16 protein-coding genes are annotated in these 16,959 nt (G+C 64.5%); 6 read left to right on the forward strand and 10 right to left on the reverse strand.

The window, feature by feature from the left end; translation table 11 throughout:
* Positions 1 to 8 precede the first annotated feature (8 nt).
* A complete protein-coding gene (locus B8115_RS05730) occupies positions 9 to 641 on the reverse strand; it encodes a TetR/AcrR family transcriptional regulator (RefSeq protein ID WP_010626803.1) in 633 nt (210 codons plus the stop codon).
* Positions 642 to 787: 146 nt separating this feature from the next.
* Here B8115_RS05730 and B8115_RS05735 point away from each other — a divergent pair, with 146 nt between their 5' ends.
* The 3 genes from B8115_RS05735 (at position 788) to B8115_RS05745 (ending at position 3,504) form a co-directional block, all read left to right on the forward strand.
* Positions 788 to 1,543: an SDR family NAD(P)-dependent oxidoreductase gene (locus B8115_RS05735; RefSeq protein WP_010626804.1), complete on the forward strand. Its 756-nt coding sequence runs from the start codon at positions 788 to 790 to the stop codon at positions 1,541 to 1,543.
* Between the two features lie 49 nt (positions 1,544 to 1,592).
* The gene (locus B8115_RS05740; protein WP_010626805.1) at positions 1,593 to 2,558 is read left to right on the forward strand and encodes an SDR family NAD(P)-dependent oxidoreductase; all 966 of its coding nucleotides are present in this window, start codon (positions 1,593 to 1,595) and stop codon (positions 2,556 to 2,558) included.
* Between the two features lie 331 nt (positions 2,559 to 2,889).
* Positions 2,890 to 3,504, forward strand: coding sequence for a flavin reductase family protein (locus tag B8115_RS05745; protein WP_010626807.1), 615 nt, complete (start codon positions 2,890 to 2,892; stop codon positions 3,502 to 3,504).
* Between the two features lie 36 nt (positions 3,505 to 3,540).
* Here B8115_RS05745 and B8115_RS05750 read toward each other — a convergent pair whose 3' ends face one another.
* The 3 genes from B8115_RS05750 to B8115_RS05760 all read right to left on the reverse strand — a co-directional run bounded on the left by B8115_RS05750 (position 3,541) and on the right by B8115_RS05760 (position 5,328).
* Positions 3,541 to 4,068: a helix-turn-helix transcriptional regulator gene (locus tag B8115_RS05750; RefSeq protein ID WP_083861786.1), complete on the reverse strand. Its 528-nt coding sequence runs from the start codon at positions 4,066 to 4,068 to the stop codon at positions 3,541 to 3,543.
* 203 nt (positions 4,069 to 4,271) lie between these two features.
* Positions 4,272 to 4,553 carry an EF-hand domain-containing protein gene (locus tag B8115_RS05755; protein WP_010626809.1) on the reverse strand — a complete coding sequence of 94 codons (282 nt, stop codon included), beginning with the start codon at positions 4,551 to 4,553 and terminating at the stop codon, positions 4,272 to 4,274.
* A 175-nt stretch (positions 4,554 to 4,728) separates the two neighbouring features.
* The gene (locus B8115_RS05760) at positions 4,729 to 5,328 is read right to left on the reverse strand and encodes a 2-hydroxychromene-2-carboxylate isomerase (RefSeq protein ID WP_010626810.1); all 600 of its coding nucleotides are present in this window, start codon (positions 5,326 to 5,328) and stop codon (positions 4,729 to 4,731) included.
* 244 nt (positions 5,329 to 5,572) lie between these two features.
* On the opposite strand from B8115_RS05760, the gene B8115_RS05765 reads away from it, so the two are divergent.
* Positions 5,573 to 7,714, forward strand: coding sequence for a methyl-accepting chemotaxis protein (locus B8115_RS05765; protein ID WP_010626811.1), 2,142 nt, complete (start codon positions 5,573 to 5,575; stop codon positions 7,712 to 7,714).
* A gap of 89 nt (positions 7,715 to 7,803) precedes the next feature.
* Here the strand turns inward: B8115_RS05765 and B8115_RS05770 are convergent, their stop codons facing one another.
* The 6 genes from B8115_RS05770 to B8115_RS05795 form a co-directional block, all read right to left on the reverse strand.
* Positions 7,804 to 8,787 carry a TAXI family TRAP transporter solute-binding subunit gene (locus tag B8115_RS05770; protein ID WP_010626812.1) on the reverse strand — a complete coding sequence of 328 codons (984 nt, stop codon included), beginning with the start codon at positions 8,785 to 8,787 and terminating at the stop codon, positions 7,804 to 7,806.
* 70 nt (positions 8,788 to 8,857) lie between these two features.
* Complete coding sequence (locus B8115_RS05775) at positions 8,858 to 9,274, reverse strand: carboxymuconolactone decarboxylase family protein (protein WP_010626813.1); 417 nt, start codon at positions 9,272 to 9,274, stop codon at positions 8,858 to 8,860.
* 25 nt (positions 9,275 to 9,299) lie between these two features.
* On the reverse strand, positions 9,300 to 10,247 hold the full coding sequence (locus tag B8115_RS05780; RefSeq protein WP_010626814.1) for a D-2-hydroxyacid dehydrogenase family protein: 948 nt from the start codon (positions 10,245 to 10,247) through the stop codon (positions 9,300 to 9,302).
* On the reverse strand, positions 10,244 to 12,205 hold the full coding sequence (locus tag B8115_RS05785; RefSeq protein ID WP_010626815.1) for a TRAP transporter fused permease subunit: 1,962 nt from the start codon (positions 12,203 to 12,205) through the stop codon (positions 10,244 to 10,246). Before B8115_RS05785 ends, B8115_RS05780 begins: the two co-directional genes overlap by 4 nt.
* A gap of 99 nt (positions 12,206 to 12,304) precedes the next feature.
* Complete coding sequence (locus tag B8115_RS05790; RefSeq protein WP_010626816.1) at positions 12,305 to 13,288, reverse strand: TAXI family TRAP transporter solute-binding subunit; 984 nt, start codon at positions 13,286 to 13,288, stop codon at positions 12,305 to 12,307.
* Positions 13,289 to 13,668: 380 nt separating this feature from the next.
* A complete protein-coding gene (locus B8115_RS05795) occupies positions 13,669 to 14,592 on the reverse strand; it encodes a LysR substrate-binding domain-containing protein (protein ID WP_010626817.1) in 924 nt (307 codons plus the stop codon).
* A 143-nt stretch (positions 14,593 to 14,735) separates the two neighbouring features.
* Between B8115_RS05795 and B8115_RS05800 the strand changes: the two genes are divergently transcribed.
* Together B8115_RS05800 and B8115_RS05805 are read left to right on the forward strand one after the other, a co-directional pair.
* Positions 14,736 to 15,941 (forward strand): CaiB/BaiF CoA-transferase family protein, encoded by a 1,206-nt coding sequence (locus tag B8115_RS05800; protein ID WP_010626818.1) that lies wholly within the window; start codon positions 14,736 to 14,738, stop codon positions 15,939 to 15,941.
* Between the two features lie 25 nt (positions 15,942 to 15,966).
* Positions 15,967 to 16,893 (forward strand): hydroxymethylglutaryl-CoA lyase, encoded by a 927-nt coding sequence (locus B8115_RS05805; protein ID WP_010626819.1) that lies wholly within the window; start codon positions 15,967 to 15,969, stop codon positions 16,891 to 16,893.
* Positions 16,894 to 16,959 lie beyond the last annotated feature (66 nt).

Consider the following 16,959-nt stretch of genomic DNA (forward strand, 5'->3'; position numbering starts at 1 on the left):
CGGCCTGATCAGCCGCTTGAGCCGTCGGGTTTAGGAGGATTGCCGGTAGAAGGGGAGCCTTTTTCTGGCCAGGTGGAAAGCGCGTGCTCTGTGATGGCCTCCAGCATGTCGCGGCTGAAGCCGGCCTTGGCCTGCACCGCCATGCCGTGCAGCACGGTCATGACATAGGCGGCCAGCACGGCGCTGTTGGCCGACGGCGGCAGATCCCCCTCCTGCTTGGCCCGTTCGAAGCGCTCGCGCAGCATGACCTCCCCCTTCGCACGGGCTTCGATCAGCGCCTGACGAATGGGCTCTGCATCGTCCGAGCCTGCCAGGGCGCCGTGAATACCGAGGCACCCCGGGCGGTCGGGGTGGCGGGTATGCAGATCTGCCGCCCCACGAAAGATCTCTTCCACCACCTCTCGTGAGGTTGGCAGGTCCAGCGCCGCCGGGAAGTAATCCAGGTAGTGCGTGAAGTAGCGTTCCATCGCTTGACGGAACAGCGCCTCCTTGTTGCCGAAGGCCGAGTAGAGCCCCGGGCGCTCGACACCCGTGGCCTGCGTCAGGTCGGTGTACGACGTGCCCTCATAGCCCTTGCGCCAGAACATACAGAGGGCCGCGTCCAGCGCCTGCTCCACATCGAATTCGCGCTGACGTCCCATCGGATCGCCTCCTCTTTTTCATACCAATCGATACTAAATTTCTTGACGCCCTCAGTCCAATTTAATAACGTTCGTTATAGTAACGATTGTTATTGAATGTGATTCCTTTCGCACGGAATCGTTCCTCCACGTTGAGAGAGGTGGTTATGCAGAAGGAATTGATGGGCCAGGTGGCACTCGTCACCGGCGGGTCGCGAGGGCTTGGAGCGGCCATTGCGGAAGCGCTTGCCGAACAGGGGGCGGACGTGGCCATCAGCTACGTGGCCTCTGCCGACAAGGCCGAGGCCGTGGTCGAGAAGCTGAAGGCAAAAGGGACTCAGGCCATCGCGATCAGGAGCGACCAGGCCGATACGTCTTCAGCCGCCGCCTTGATCGATGACGTCGTCTCTCATTTCGGCAGGCTCGACATCCTGGTCAACAACGCCGCCATCGCGGTTCAGGGCAAGCTGGTCGACGATCCTGAACTCGATGCCGAGGCGCTCGACCGCCAGTGGCGCATCAACGTACTCGGGGCGGTGGCAACCACGCGGGCCGCCGCACGCCAGCTCTCGGACGGGGGACGCATCATCTTCATCGGCTCGGCGATCGCCAGCCGTGTGGCCTTCCCCGGCGTGGCGGATTACGCGGGCACCAAGGCCGCCATCGTGGGTTATGCGAAAGGTGTCGGGCGCGATCTTGGCCCGCGCAATATCACCGTCAATGTCGTGCAGCCGGGCATCATGCCGACGGATATGGCGGCGGAAGTGGCCCACAACGTGCCGGAAACGTTGATGGATCTTCATCCCATCCGCCGGATCGCCACTCTGGAGGAGGTGGCGGCGACGGTTTGCTTCCTGGCAGGACCCAACGCGGGCTACATCAGCGGCGCCGTACTGGACGTGGCTGGTGGAGTCCAAATCTAAGCATCAAGAAGAGGGGCGAAGAAGCCCCTACACGGTAGAGGAAAAAGACATGACTGATAAATTGGGTGCAAAGACGACCGCCGATGAAGTGCTTGCCGGCATCGATCTCACGGGAAAGCGATTCCTCGTTACGGGTATATCGGGTGGTATCGGGCTCGAAACGGCCCGTGCGCTCGTGGCCAAGGGCGCTACTGTCATCGGTGCGGTACGGGGCCTCGCCAGAGCAGAGGCGGCCACGGCGGCGGTTCGTGACGCTGCGTCGCAAGGCGGGAGTAATCTGGCGCTGGTCGAGCTCGATCTAGCTTCCCTGCAAAGCGTTCGCGCCTGTACGGACAAGCTGCTGACTGACGGGATGCCGTTCGATGCCATCATCGCCAACGCCGGTGTGATGGCCACGCCATTTGAAAAAACGGTGGACGGCTTTGAGCTTCAGTTTGCCGCAAACTATCTCGGCCATTTCGCATTGATCACGCGGATCGAACGGCTGCTCGCCGACAATGGCCGCGTGGTGATGCTCTCGTCCCAGGCTCACCGCGTCGCCGATGTCGACCTGGACGATCCTGGTTTCGAGCGACAGGAGTACAACCCCTTTGTCGCCTATGGCAAGTCGAAGACGGCCATGTCTCTGTTCGCCGTGGAGTTCGACCGGCGGCATCGGGATCGTGGAATCCGCGCGGCCTCGGTGATGCCGGGGAACAGCATGACGGATCTCGCTCGTCACTTTTCTCCGGAGGCGGTGCAGGAGCTTTTCGAGACGGTGGGCAAAGCGCGCGCCGATGCGGGTCTTCCCCCACTCGAGCTGAAAGAGATTCCTCAGGCGGCCGCCACCTCGGTCTGGGCGGCCGTAGTGGCCGACAAGGACGAGATTGGCGGGCGCTACCTCGAAGACTGCGCGGTCGCTCCGATCGACGATACCCCCAACCCCTTTGCCGACGGTGTGAAGTCCTACGCGCTCGACGCCGACAGGGCCAGGCAGCTCTGGTCCCTCAGCGAGCAGTGGGTTAACGTGGTGTAACGGCGTCAGTTACGAGCCATCCAAGAAAACCAAGAGCCAGCGCATGCGCTGGCTCTTGGTGTCTTGTGGTCCCTTCGAGCAGATTCGCTGCGGTGATGTCGTCAGCATCGAAGCCAGAAATCGAAGAATGTATACGGTCTCGTCTTCGCCCTGCGGCAGGAGCGTCATGAGGTTCGAATTAGGTGGCTGTTGTTGATTAAACAACGAGTTGCGCAGGTGGGGCGGCTGCATCAGACGCGAATACTAATGATCCGGGCTGGCGCAGCCGCATTGAGCAGCCTGTCGAGCGGTGTAGGATGGGAGGCCTTATCGACTGCAACAAGGGCTGGCCATGAGCGACTATCTATTGGAAGAAGCTCCGCTGAGCAGCGGGGCCATCTATCGCCTGTTCTGCGGCACCATCTGCCCGCGTCCCATCGCCTGGGTGTCCACCCAGGATGCCGAAGGACGCACCAATCTGGCGCCGTTCTCCTTTTTCAACGTAGTGAGCGTGGCGCCGCCGGTGCTGGGCTTTTCCCCTTTACTCAATGGAGAAAGCCAGCCCAAGGACACCATCCGCAACCTGGAGCAGGTGCCGGAGTGCGTGGTGCACATCAGCGGCGAGGCGCTGGTCAATGAAATGAACGCCACCAGCGCCAGCTTGCCGGCGGGGGAGGACGAGTTCGCCCTGGCGGGGCTGGAGAAGGTGACCATGCCGGGACTCTCGGTGCCGCGGGTGGTAGCGGCGCCGGTGGCTTTCGGCTGTCGGTTGCGCAAGATCGAGCGCTTCGGTGACCAGCCCATGGCGGGTTGTCTGGTGCTGGCGGAGGTGGTGTCGATCCATATCGACGACGCCATCTGGAACGGGCGGCACGTAAGCGTCGAGGCGCTCAAGCCCATCGGGCGTATGGCGGGCAGCGACTATGCTCGCACGACCGATCTGTTCGGTCTGGAACGGCCGGCGTGAGAGATCGCCACCACGGGCACAGGTTTGCCGGCTGCCTCAGTCGTTGGGTTCTTCGGCATGCAAACGGCGCCAGCTCTGTGGGGTCATGCCCAGTCGGCGGTGAAAGTGGCGGGTGAAGTGCGACTGGTCGTAGAAGCCGCATTCGCGCGCTATGCTCGAAAGCGGCTCGGTGCCGGAGCGCATCATCTCGCAGGCCTTCAGCAGGCGTCGTCTCGTCACATAGGCCAGCGGTGGCTCGCCGAAGGTGTGCCTGAAAGCATGTGAGAAGTGGCTGAGGCTCAGGCGAGCCTGGCACGCCATGTCGATGACGTGGATGGTCGAGTCCAGATGGGTGTCGACGAAGGTGGCCACGCGCTTCACTTGCCAGCCGGCCAGACCGCCATGCAAGGAGCCTTGCGGCCAGACTTCCGGTGGGGCCTGGCTAAGCAGGTTGAGGGCCTCGAGCAGGCTGGCGCGCACTGCTTCCTGGCCCCTTGGCAGAGCGGCTTCGGCGTCGTCCAGCAGCTTTATCAACTGGTCCCGCAAGTCTGACAGGGTGGCGGTCCTGCTCGTGTACGGAATCATCGCTTCGCTGCCGAATGAATCGGAAGTCCCGGGTACGACTGGCGTGGAAGTCGCTCGCTGGGTTGGGTGGATCGGGTACCGAGCACAGTATAGGTCAGCGCCGGCGACCGCCCGACCTCAAACTTGTCGCAGGAGCGAAGTGAAAAATCTCCTATCGACACGGTGCCTGAGCACTCGCGTCGATAGGGGTAGGAATACCGCGATCAGTTGGGGTGATAGTCGTACTCCTGACGGCTGAGAAAGCCGTCTCGATTGCGGTCGAGCTCCCAAAACGAATCGGTCAGCGCAGCACTGATGGTTTCAGCCTGTGACAGCCGGCCGTCGTGGTCGGTGTCGAATTGATCGAAGCTACGCTTGATCAGCGGGGCTTCCACGCTGCCGCTGAGGGTCATCAGCGGGCCATCCTCCGGAGAGGGACGCTCTGCCAGCGCGGCGCCCGAGACGGCGAACAAGGCAAGGCAAAGTACGAAAGTGGACAGTCTCATGACGACCTCCTGTCATGGTCGAAGCGGATGATCGAACCAACGAGACGAACTCGTCGCCTTGATCATGGCGCCCTGTGACTGCCCAGGCTTGCCCGGACTGGCTGCGTTTGGCACGTTTCTGCTGTGCCAAGCGATGAACGTTGTCATGCCTGAGCGCCTGGCTTAGCCGCCGCGATCAAAGCTCGCCGCTGAGCTTCTTCTCCACCAGTGCGAGGCGGTCTTGCCCCCAGAACGGCTCGCCTTCCACGTCATACCATGGAACGCCGAAGCAGCCAGCGGCGATGGCCTGCTCGCAGGCCGCGTCGAGCCGCTGTTGCCCTTGCGTCTCCGACTCATCCAACAGCTCCTGGCCGTCCAGGCCGCAGGCATTGGCGATCTCGCGCAGGGTGGCTAGGTCGGCGATATCACGTTCCTCGGCCCAGCAGGCTCGCAGAATGGCAAGCGTGAGCTCGGCAATGTCGTGTCCCTGGGCCTTGGCGGTCAGTGCCAGGCGCGCCGCCGGTCGGTCGTCGGTGGGAAAGTGCTTGGGTTCCACATTGAGCGGAACGCCAAGCACTTGCTGCCAGCGCTTCAGCTCGACCAGGCGATAGGCCTGACGTTCCGGCGCGCGTTTGGGCAGCGGTAGCCCGCCTGTTCTTGGGAAGATGCCGCTGACCGAGACCGGCACGTAGTCGATGGTGGCGCCGTGGTGGGTGGCGATCTCGCCGAGCCGTTCGTGGCCCAGGTAGGTCCACGGTGATACCAGGCTCAGGTAGTAGGTGATGGTTTGCGACATGGGCACGTCCTCAGGTCCGTTGCGTAGGGTTTTCTGAGGCTAGCGCGCACTGAGGCCGGTGTCCCGCTCGAGTATGCATAATTGATACGGCGCAATCAGAGAGGCGCGGTGAAGCCGCTACCTCACAAGCGCCGATCGTGTCGCAAACGCCAAGCATGCAAGTCGCTTTAATCGTGAGGCCGCGCTCTTGAAAGCAGTATGTTGAGACCTTGGGTCAGTCTTCCTAACTACCATGGTCATCCTCATGCGCTTACGATTCCGCTCCCTGCGACTCCTCGTCGTCGCCCTGGCCGGTGCGTGCCTCTTGGCCGTGACGGCTGCCTTGGTAGGCTATTCCCTGGTGTCCGCTTCGCGCACCCAGAATGTGGTCGCCGAACATACCCAATCGCTGCTCGAAAGTGGCATCGATGAGCGGCTCTCCTCGCTGGCCCATGTCCAGGCCCAGCGCATCCGCAACGAACTGGACCGCGCCCTGACCCTGGCCAGCCAACTGGCCCATACCAATGCCCTCATGGGGACGCCTGGTGAAGATGGACGTCCCCAGCTGCGACTGGGCCGTAAGGAACTCTCCCAACTGGTGCGTCACACGGTGGTCGAGAACCCCGGCTTGCTGGACGCCTATATCGGCTGGGAGCCCAACGCCTTTGGTGTCGATGCCAGGTATGTCGATACCGGGTTTGCCGAGGGCAGCGGGCGCTTCCGCCCCTGGTGGGTTCGCGAGGCCGACGGCAGCATGCGCCTGGGCCTTCTCACCGAGGAGAACATGGAGAGCGAGGCGCCGCTGGGCAACGGCATGCGCCGGGGCGAATACTATCTCTGCCCGCGCGATACCCTGGCTCCCTGCATCATCGATCCGGCAGCCTATGACTATGCGGGAGTCATGCGCATGGTCACCTCCTTCAACGTGCCCATCCTCGTCGCGGGTGAGTTCCGCGGCATCGCCGGTGTCGACATGTCGGTCGATTTCACTCAGGAGTTTCTAAATCAAGCCAACCAGGAGCTTTATGACGGCGCCGGAGAGATGGCGCTGATCGCTTCGCTGGGCAGCGTGGCGGCTTATACCGCCAATGACGACTCCTTGGGCGATGCGGCCGGTCAGGTGCTGGGCGATGCGGTGCAGCAACGTATTCTCGAAGCCCAGCGCAGCGGCGAGATGCAGCGGATAGAAGATGCCGACGGCATGCTCGAACTCTACCTGCCCTTCAGCGTCAGCGACGACCAGGCGCCTTGGGTACTGCTCACCCGCCTGCCGCGGGAGGTGGTGCTGGCCGAGCTAGGCGCTCTGCAGCGTACCTTGGGCGACCAGCGCCGCGAGCACTTACTGGGCATGGGCCTGGTAGGGCTGCTGGTCGTCGGTCTCGGCCTGATCGCGATCTGGCTGGTGGGAGGAGGCATCGCCAGGCCGCTGCGAGAGTTGGCCGGGCGCATGCGTGAGATTGCCACCGGCGATGGCGACCTGACCCAGCGCCTGCCGGTCGAAGGGCGCGACGAGAGTGCCGAATTGGCCATCCAGTTCAACGCCTTCGCCGACAAGATCCATGACGTGCTGCTTGAGGTGCGCGTAAGCAGCGAGGCGGTGCGTGTCGCCGCCACCGAGATCGCCAGCGGTGGCCAGGATCTGTCGCGGCGCACCGATACTGCCGCCGCCAGTTTGCAGCAAACCTCGGCCTCGATGGAGGAGATCACCAGTACCGTGGAGCACACCGCCGAATCCGCACGCGAGGCCAATGGTCTGTCGCAGACGGCTACCGGCGTGGCTTTGCGTGGCGGTGAAGTGGTATCCCGGGTAGTGGCCACCATGGATGAGATTTCCGAGTCTTCACGCAAGATCGCCGAGATCGTTTCGGTGATCGACGGGATCGCCTTCCAGACCAATCTGCTGGCGTTGAACGCCTCGGTGGAAGCGGCCCGTGCCGGCGAGCAGGGGCGCGGCTTTGCGGTGGTAGCCGGCGAAGTACGCCAACTCGCCAGCCGTTCGGCGGCGGCCGCGAGCGAGATAAAGGCCCTGATCGAGGCTTCGGGATCCAAGGTGCGTGACGGTAACGAACTGGTCGGCCAGGCGGGTGCCACCATGAGCGAAATCGTGGCCAGCGTCTCCCGGGTGAGTACCGTGCTCCAACAGATCACGGCAGCCACCAGCGAGCAGAGTGACGGCATCAGCCAGGTCAATGTAGCGGTCGCCGAGCTGGACCGCATGACCCAGGAAAATGCTGCCCTGGTCGAACAGTCGAGTGCCGCCGCCGAACGGCTCGAGGAGCAGTCGCTGCGCCTGGCCGAGGCGGTGGGGACCTTCACCTTGGCCAATGCTACCAGTGAGGCCCCGCCATGGAGCCCCGCTGCCTTGCTGCCAGCAGGTGTTCGCCAGGTCGCAGAGGAGGCGTCGTGACTGTGACGCTGCCTCGCTCTCGGTCGTGGCGGCTGACTGGATGGGCGGCCGGCCGTGTCGCTTGACGGGACAAGGCCGGCCGTTTCCGATTACTCGGCTTCCGGCGGCACTAGCTCCTCCGGCACTTCGATGCCGACTTCGCGGTAGTAGCGCAGCGCGCCTGCATGCAGCGGGGTGGCGGTGTTCTCCACCGAGATTTCAGGCGTCATGCCCTGTGCCGGGGCGAAGGTCTGGCCCAGGCGTTCGATGCTCTCCCAATAGGCGCGGGTGAACTCGTAGGCGGCATCCTCGGAGAGATCGCTGGTGGCGGCGATGCCGATGTAGGTGCCAAGGGTAGTGGCGCCCGGCATGTCGCGGTAGGTGCCCTCGGGAATCTCGGTGGCCGAGAGGAATGGCAGTGCCTCAGTAGCGGTGGCCACCTGCTCGTCGGTCAGCGAGAGCACCCGCAGCGGGCGCGAGGAGTGCACCTCGGTGAAGGCCGGAATCGGCGGAATGCCGTTGTAGCTGAAGCCGACGATGCGTCCGTCGACCACGGCATCGGCGGCGTCCGACATGCTCATGCGCTGGAAGTCCGGCGCGATGCCCAGGGCGTCGAACACCAGCTCGGTGATGTACTCGCCACCGCCGCCGATGCTGCTGGGGTTGAAGCGCGCCCCGTCCAGATCCTCGAAGGTTTCGATGCCGCTGTCCTGGCGCACCGCCCAGTGCATGGTCGAAGGCGCTACCCACAGCACCATGCGCATCTGGTCGATGGCGTCGTTCTCGTAGCGCCCGGTGCCGGTGTAGGCCTCATAGGCACCCGGCGCATCGATCAGGCCCAGATCGATCTCGCCGCGGCCGAGGCGAATGGCATTCTCCCGCGAGCCGCCGGTCTCGCGCACCGAGATCTCGAGGGGCGAGTCGGCGCTGACCAGCCGCGAGAGCTCCGAGAAGCCGAAGTACCAGCCGGAAGCGGCCGGTGCCACGCCGATGCTGACGGCTTCCTGAGCCGTTGCCGGTGCGGCCAGGCCGACGGCGAGCGCCGCCGCGGCAAGCGGCTTGAGGGCAGGCTGGAGTGAGCGGGGCATTTTCATGGCGTGTCTCCTTGCTTGTCTTTGTGTTGTGGTTATCGCTAGTCGTGGTGGTTATCGCTTGTCGTGGTAGTTATCGGCCTTGCTCTTCGCGATAGGCGGCGATGACTTCACGCGCCACGCGCAGGCCGTCGATGGCGGCGGGAAAGCCGCAATAGGGCACGCACTGCAGCAGCACCTCGCGGATCTCCTCCTCGCTGCAGCCGTTGTTGAGCGCGCCGCGCAGGTGCACCTTGAGCTCGTGGGGTCGGTTCAGCGCCACCAGCATGCCGATGTTGATCAGGCTACGGGTGGGGCGGGCGAGCCCCGGGCGGTTCCAGATGTCGTTCCAGCAGTTGCGCGTGACCAGCTCCTGCATCGGCCAGCTGAAGTCATCCACCTGGGAGAGGGCGGCGTCCACATAGGCGTCGCCCAGCACTTCGCGGCGAGTGGCGAGCCCTGCCTGATCGAGACTCTCCTGACGTGAGGTCTTGGCCTGGCGTGAAGTCATGGGTGTTTCTCCTTGTTTTGCCCGTTCACTCGGCCAGATTCTTCACCGGCCGGCCCGCGTCGAAGGCCAGCAGGTTGTCGAAGGCATCGCCGAAGTAGAGCTCGTAGCTGTCCTTCTCCACGTAGCCCAGGTGGGGCGTGGCGAGGAAGTTGGGCAGCGCGAGCAGCGGATGGCTTGTCACCGGCTCCTCCTCGAAGACGTCTACCGCGGCGCGCCCCGGGCGGCCTTCGCGCAGCGCGGTTTCCAGCGCACCCGCGGCGATAAGCGGTGCACGGCTGGTGTTGACCAGCAGCGCCGTGGGCTTCATGCGCGCGAGATCCTCGGCGCTGACGATACCGTGCGTGTCGTCGTTCAAGCGCAGGTGCAGGCTCAGCACGTCGCTGCGCTCGAACAGCTCGGCCTGGCTGCCCGCCACGTCGAGGCCGGCTTCGGCGGCGCGGGCGCGGGTGCCCTCGCGGCCCCACACCAGCACGTTCATTTCGAAGGCCTGGCCATAGCGGGCGATCAGCTTGCCGATCTTGCCGTAGCCGAAGATGCCCAGCGTGCGGCCCTTGAGGCCGGTACCCAGGGTGCGCTGCCAGCGGCCGGCCTTCAGGTTCTCGAACTCCTCGGGAATGTGGCGCATGGCGGCCAGCACCAGGCCCCAGGTGAGCTCGGCGGCAGCGTAGGGCGAACCGGTGCCGGCCATCACGGTGACGCCGTGGCGCTTGCAGGCGGCCATGTCGACGTGGGCCGCGCCGCCGCCGGTCTGGCTGATCGCCTTGAGATTGGGCAGCCGGGCCAGCAGCGATTCGGTGATCGGCGTGCGCTCGCGGATCAGCACCAGGGCGTCGGCATCCTGGAATCGCTCCACCAGGGCGTCCTCGTCGGTCACGGTGTCGTCGTAGATGGTGACCTCATGCCCCTCGAGCTTGGCGAAGGCATCCAGATGGCGCACGCAGTCCTGGTAGTCGTCGGGAATCACGATCTTCATGGGGCAGGCTCCTTGCTGGCCAGGGGAGTAGAAGAGGCTCCTAATGTGCTGCGGTTGAGGCGATATTGCCAGGCCCACACGCCGCCGATCAGGGCGATGCCCAGTGCATCGGTAACCAGCTGGCCGCTGATCAGCATTAGTGCCGCCGCCAGTAGCAGGCCGCGCTCCAGCCACGAACAGGGACGCAGGAAGTAGCCGATGGTTGAGGCCGCCAGTGCCGTGATGCCGAGCACGCCGCTGCCTACGGCCAGGGCGATCTGCAGCCCAGTGCCGTCGCCCAGCAGCGGCGGGTGGTAGATGAACATGAAGGGGATCAGGAAGCCGCCCAGCGAGATCTTGGTCGCGGTGAGAGCGGTGCGGAACCAGTGCGAGCCGGCAATGGCGCCGCCGATGTAGGCTGCTAGCGCCACCGGCGGGGTGACCCCGGAAAGAATGGCGAAGTAGAGAATGAACAGATGTGCCGAGAGGCTCGGCAGTCCAGCCTCGACGAAGGCTGCTGCCACCACCGAAGCGGCCAGCATGTAGGCGGCCACGGTGGGCAGGCCCATGCCGAGGATGATCGCCACCACCATGGCCAGCAGCAAGGTGATCAGCACGTCACCGCCGCTGACGATGAGGATCACCGATGAGACCTTGAGCCCCAGGCCGGTGAGGCTGATCACCGCGGCGATGATCGCCACGCTGCCGATGATCACCGCGATCATGGCGGCGGTCATGGCGCCGGCCTCAAGGGCGGCGGGCAGCGATTTCAGGCGCTCGACGAAGGTGCCCGGGCTGCGCCAGGAGAACAGGTAGAGCGCCATGGCGGTGAAGTAGGCCGCCACCGCGGCGGTGGTCGGGGTGTAACGCATCACCAGCAGCGTGATCAGCACGATCAGTGGGATCACCAGGGTCTCGATGTTGTAGAGGCCCTGGCGCAGCGTAGGCCGCTCGGACTTGGGGATCGGGTTGAGGCCAAGGCGCTTGGCCTCGAAGTGCACGCTCATCCAGATGGCGAGATAGAACAGCAATGCCGGGATCAACGCGGCGCTGATGATGTTGAGATAGCTGGTCGAGATGACGTCGGCCATGACGAAGGCGGCCGCGCCCATGATCGGCGGCAGAATCTGCCCGCCGGTGGAGGCCGAGGCCTCGGTGGCGGCGGCGAAGCGCGGGCTGTAGCCGTTCTTCTTCATCAGCGGAATGGTGAATACCCCGGTAGTGGCGACGTTGGCCGCGGTGCTGCCGCTGATGCTGCCGAACATGGCGCTGCACAGGGTGGCGGCCTTGGCCGGGCCCCCCGACATGCGCCCGGTGGCGGCGTTGGAGAGGCGCATGAAGCTATCGCCGCCGCCGGTGGTGACCAGCAGGGCGCCGAACATGATGAAGATGACGATCACCGTGGAGGAGGTGCGCATCAAACTGCCGTAGACCCCGGTCGGGCTCATGTAGAAGGTGGCCACCAGGTCGTCCCAGCGATAGCCGCCGTGTCCCCATACCCCGGGCAGGTGGTTGCCGAAGGCGGCGTAGGCCAGGGCGATCAGCACCAGGATGGGAAAGGCCAGACCGATGGCGCGCCGGCAGGCTTCCAGCAACAGCAGGATGGCCGCCACGCCGAAGAAGAGGTCCAACGTAGTGGGCATCAGGTAGCCCAGCTGATAGATGATGCGGTCGAAGTGCATCACGTAGTAGGCGCTGACCATCACGCCCAGGGCGATCGGCACGATGTCGTACCAGGGAACGCGCTTGGCATCGCGCCCCCGGCAGCTGTATGCCAGGAAGATCAACGGCAGAGCGAACAGCAGGTGCACGGCGTTCTGAGTGTTCACTGGACCGGTAACGGCCGTGTAGAGGTGGAACAGCGCCATGGATACGGCAGCGAGGCGCGTCACCATGAACCAGAAGCCGACGAGCTGACGCTTGCCCGAGTCCTCCGAGTATTTCTCAACGACTTTGGAATTTGCTGGGGTGTCCATCATTCGGATGACTCCCGCACCGCGGCATCGAGTCAGGGGCGGTGCGTCAGGAAAAGGGCGACGATAACCTCCGCGGGCGCCAGGCCCGCGGAGGCGCCTGGATCACTGGGCTTCGGGGGGAATGATCTCCTCGGGGATGTCGAGGCCCAGTTCCTGATAGTAGCGCAGCGCGCCGGCATGCAGCGGGAAGGTGGCATTGTCGATCACGGTCTGCGGGGTCACCCCTTCGGCCGGCTTGAAGGAGTTGGCCACCTGCTCGTGGTTCTCCCAATAGGCCTTGGTGATCTCATAGACGGTGTCGTCGCTGAGATCGGCATTGGCCGCAACGCCCATGTAGATACCCAGCGAGGTGGCATCGGGCATGCCGCGATAGGTGCCTTCGGGAATCACGGTACCGGCCAGGAAGGGCAGCTCTGCCGTTACCTGTTCGACCTGCTCGTCGGTCAGTGACAGCAGGCGCAGCGTGCGTGAGGAGTGGACCTCGGTGAAGGCCGGAATCGGCGGCACCCCGTTGTAGCTGAAGCCCACCAGGCGGCCGTCGACCACGCCTTCGGCGGCATCGTCGATGCGCATACGCTGGAAGTCGGGTGCCACCCCGAGGATGTCGAACACCAGCTCGGTGATGTATTCACCGCCGCCGCCAATGCTGCTGGGGTTGAAGCGCTGGCCGTCGAGCCCCTCGAAGCTCTCGATGCCGGAGTCCTCGCGTACCGCCCAGTGCATGGTGGAAGGGGCGATCCAGTAGATCAGGCGGGCATCAGGATTGGGGGTGTCTTCGAAGCGGCCGGTGCCGTTGTACATCTCGTAGCCCACCAAGGCCTCGGTGAAGGCCAGGTCGAGTTCTCCGCGGGTCAGGCGAATGGCGTTCTCGCGGGTGCCGCCGGTCTCTCGCACGGTAATTTCATAGGGGGTATTGGCGCTGATGACGCGAGCACCTTCGGAAATACCGAAGAACCAGCCGGTACCGGTGGGCACGGCACCGATGTTCAGGGAGGTATTGGCCTGGGCGCTCGTGACGCCGAGGCTACCGATGGCCAGAAGTGAGGCTGGAATCAGCAGGCGTGCCTTGCGGGTAAACGATGTCATTGTTATGTCCTCTCGGTGTTTGGCTTGTTGTTCTTGTTAGGAGTGCTCTTCTGTAGTCGTGTTGTTCTGCGGTCGTGACGCAGACGTCATGTCGCGGGCCAGAAAATGTCCTGGCGACATTGAATTCATAATGGTTGGGGGGCGGTGTGTATATTGACGAATCATTAACCTGCCTTCGTAGCAGGCGAAACCAAACGTTTGATCTACATCGTGACGACCTGCTTGGGCAATCGCCCGGCTCGGTGATCAGTCCTTGTATTTGCGAGTTATCTGCTTGTTTTTTCTGACTCAAGTTGGAGCCAGGAGGAGGGAGGCTGGTGCCATTCATTGCAGGCGAGCTGGGCTGGCCGTGGGTTTGATCAGACTGGTTTAAGTTCTGTTCAACTTTTGTCGAAGAAAGAGGCGCCTTGTGCCTGGCGCGGCTGCAGCAGATGATCGACGAGGTGCCGAGCGACTACCGGCAGCGTTTCGTAGTGACGCATGCCGATCACGATCTCCCTGCGTGCCCAGTCGTCGGCCAGCGGTATCAGACGCAGGCGCAGATCGCGCAGGTCCCGATACAGCGTACGCTGGGGCAGCACGCCGATACCCATGCCGTGGTGGATCATGCGGCAGATGGCATCGAAGCTGCGTACCTGGATGCGCATGCGCAGGGTGCGACCGGCCTGATTGGCTTGCTCATGCAGCAGCGACTGCAGCGAGGTGTCCTGCTGCAGCCCGACGAAGTCGTGCTCGGTGGCCTCGTGCAGGAACAGCTGTTCGCGCTGAGAGAGAGGATGATCCTCGGGTGTCACAAGCACCAGCTGGTCATGCCGGTAGGGGCGGACCTCGAGGCCGTCGGCTGCTACGTGTCCGGCGAAGATGCCCACATCGGCGATGCCATCCTGCACGGCGCTGATCGCCTCGGCACTGTTGCGCTCCTGAAGGTCGAGCTTGATCTGAGGGTATTCACGCGAGAAGGCGCTCAGGTCCTGGGGCAGGAAGGCAATGATTGCCGAGGTGTTGGAGTGGATGCGCACATGGCCCCGAACCCCTTCGCCGTATTCGCTGAGCTCCGCTTCGAGGCGGGCGACGTCCTCGAGGATGCGGCGCGCGTGGTGCAGGAAGGCCTGACCGGCGGGGGTGAGCTCGACGCCGCGGGAACGGCGATAGAGCAGCTCACTGCCGACCATGGCTTCGAGATCACTGACGCGTTTGCTCACGGCGGCCAGGGCCATGTGCTCGCGCTGTGCGGCTGCCGTCAGCTGCCCCTCATCGGCGATGGCGACGAACAGACGAAGGGTGACGAAATCGAAGCGGCGCATGGCAAGGCTCCAGGTGCAATATGAGTCATCCTACCCCTGGTTTCGTGTCAAGCGAAACCAGAGTTACCCATTCTCTAATTGTAGGAGCGGTTGCGCTGGCACATCCTCACTGGAATTCACAGGGTTCTGCCAGGAGGCACTTCATGCCCAGCCCCGCGTCTCGCCAGCTCCCACTTGCCGGTCTCAAGGTTCTCGAGCTCGGCCAGCTGATCGCCGGTCCCTTCGCCACCAAACTGCTGGGCGAGTTCGGCGCCGACGTGATCAAGATCGAGCCGCCGGGCACGGGCGACCCCCTTCGCAAGTGGCGAATCATCGAGGACGGCACCTCGCTATGGTGGCATGTTCAGAGCCGCACCAAGCGCTCCATGACGCTGGACTTGCGCAGCGAGGAGGGGCAGACCATGGTGCGTCGGTTGGCAGCCGAGGCCGACGTGGTGGTGGAAAACTTCCGCCCCGGCACGCTCGAGGGCTGGGGGCTCGGCTACGAGGCGCTAGCCGAGCACAATCCGGGGCTGATCATGGTGCGTGTCTCCGGCTTCGGCCAGAGCGGCCCTTACCGCGACAAGCCCGGCTTCGGGGTGATCGGCGAGGCCATGGGCGGGCTGCGCTACCTCACCGGCCAGCCCGGCGAGCCCTCGGTTCGGGTCGGTGTGAGCATCGGCGATTCTCTGTCGGCCCTCTATGCGGTGATCGGCACGCTGCTGGCGCTGCAGGAGCGCGCTCGCAGCGGCCTGGGCCAGGAGATCGACGTGGCGCTGTACGAGTCCGTGTTCGCCATGATGGAGAGTCTGCTGCCCGAATATGACGCCACCGGCGAGGTGCGCGAGCCCAGCGGCAGCGCTCTGCCGGGGATTACCCCCTCCAATGCCTACCGTACCCGCCACGGCGACTTCGTATTGATCGCCGGCAACGGCGACAGCATCTTCAAGCGGCTGATGGGTGTGATCGGTCGCCGTGACCTGGCCGAAGATCCCGGGCTGGCCCACAACGACGGCCGGGCCCGGCGCGCCGAGGAGATCGATGCCGCCATCGAGGCGTGGACCTGTCAGCGCGACCGCGACGCCATCCTGGCCGCCCTGGATGACGCCCGGGTGCCCTGCGGCTACCCCTATACCGCTGCCGATATCGCCAGCGACCCGCACTATCTGGCGCGGGAGATGATACAGACCATCACCCGTCCCAACGGCAAGCCGCTCAAGGTGCCCGGCGTGCTGCCGCGGCTCAGTGCCACCCCCGGGCGTCTGGGCAATGGCGGCCCGGCCCTGGGTCAGCACACCGACGAGGTGCTCGACGAGCTGGGCATCGACAGCGAGACCCGCGCCAAACTGCGCGCTGCGGGCATCATCTGACCCCTCGACCGACACGGGACCTATCATGACCCAATTGCAAATCAACGAGGTGGCGCCCCGCGACGGCTTCCAGATCGAGGCCACCTTCGTGCCCACCGCGGACAAGATCCGCCTGATCGATGCGCTCTCCGCCACCGGGCTGGCGCGCATCGAGGCTACCTCCTTCGTCTCGCCCAAGGCGATTCCCAACCTGCGTGACGCGGCTGAGGTGGTGAGCGGTATCCAGCGCCGAGACGGCGTGGGCATCACCGTATTGGTGCCCAACCTGCGGGGGCTGGAGCGGGCGCTCGATTGCCGGGTGGATGAAGTCAATCTGGTGATGTCGGCAAGCGACTCCCATGGCCTGGCCAACCTGCGCATGACCCCAGAGCAGTCCCTCGAACAATTCGCCGCCATCGTCAAGGTGCTGCGTGGTGACTCCCGTGGCCGCAACGTATTCGTCAACGCCTCGCTCTCCACCAGCTTCGGCTGCCCATTCGAGGGTGAGGTGCCTGAGGCACGTGTGCTCGAATTGGTGGAGCGCCAGCTGGCGCTGGGAGTACAGGGAGTGACGCTGTGCGACACCACCGGCATGGCCAACCCGGCCCAGGTGGCACGACTCTGCGAGGCGGCGCAGGCGCGCTTCCCCGACGTTCCCTTCACGCTGCACTTCCACAATACCCGTGGCATGGGGCTGGCCAATGCCCTGGCCGCCTGGCAGGCGGGCATCGTCCGCTTCGATGCCTCCCTCGGCGGGCTGGGTGGCTGTCCCTATGCTCCCGGCGCGACCGGTAACGTGTGCACCGAGGACCTGGTGCACATGTTCGAGCAGATGGGCGTCTCCACCGGCGTCGACCTGGACGCGCTGCTGGCGGCCTCCGCCCTGCTGCCGGGGCTGGTGGGTCACGATACCCCCGGACAGGTGGTGAAGGCCGGCAAGTCGGATCGGCGCTATGCAATGCCGGCCCGCTGATACCGGCGCCATGCCGGCCCGCTGAAATGTACGCCCAAGTTTTACCGTGACAGGAGACCAACAACA

The sequence above is a fragment of the Halomonas sp. KM-1 genome (assembly GCF_000246875.1).
In the GTDB taxonomy this organism is placed as follows: Bacteria; Pseudomonadota; Gammaproteobacteria; order Pseudomonadales; family Halomonadaceae; genus Halomonas; species Halomonas aerodenitrificans.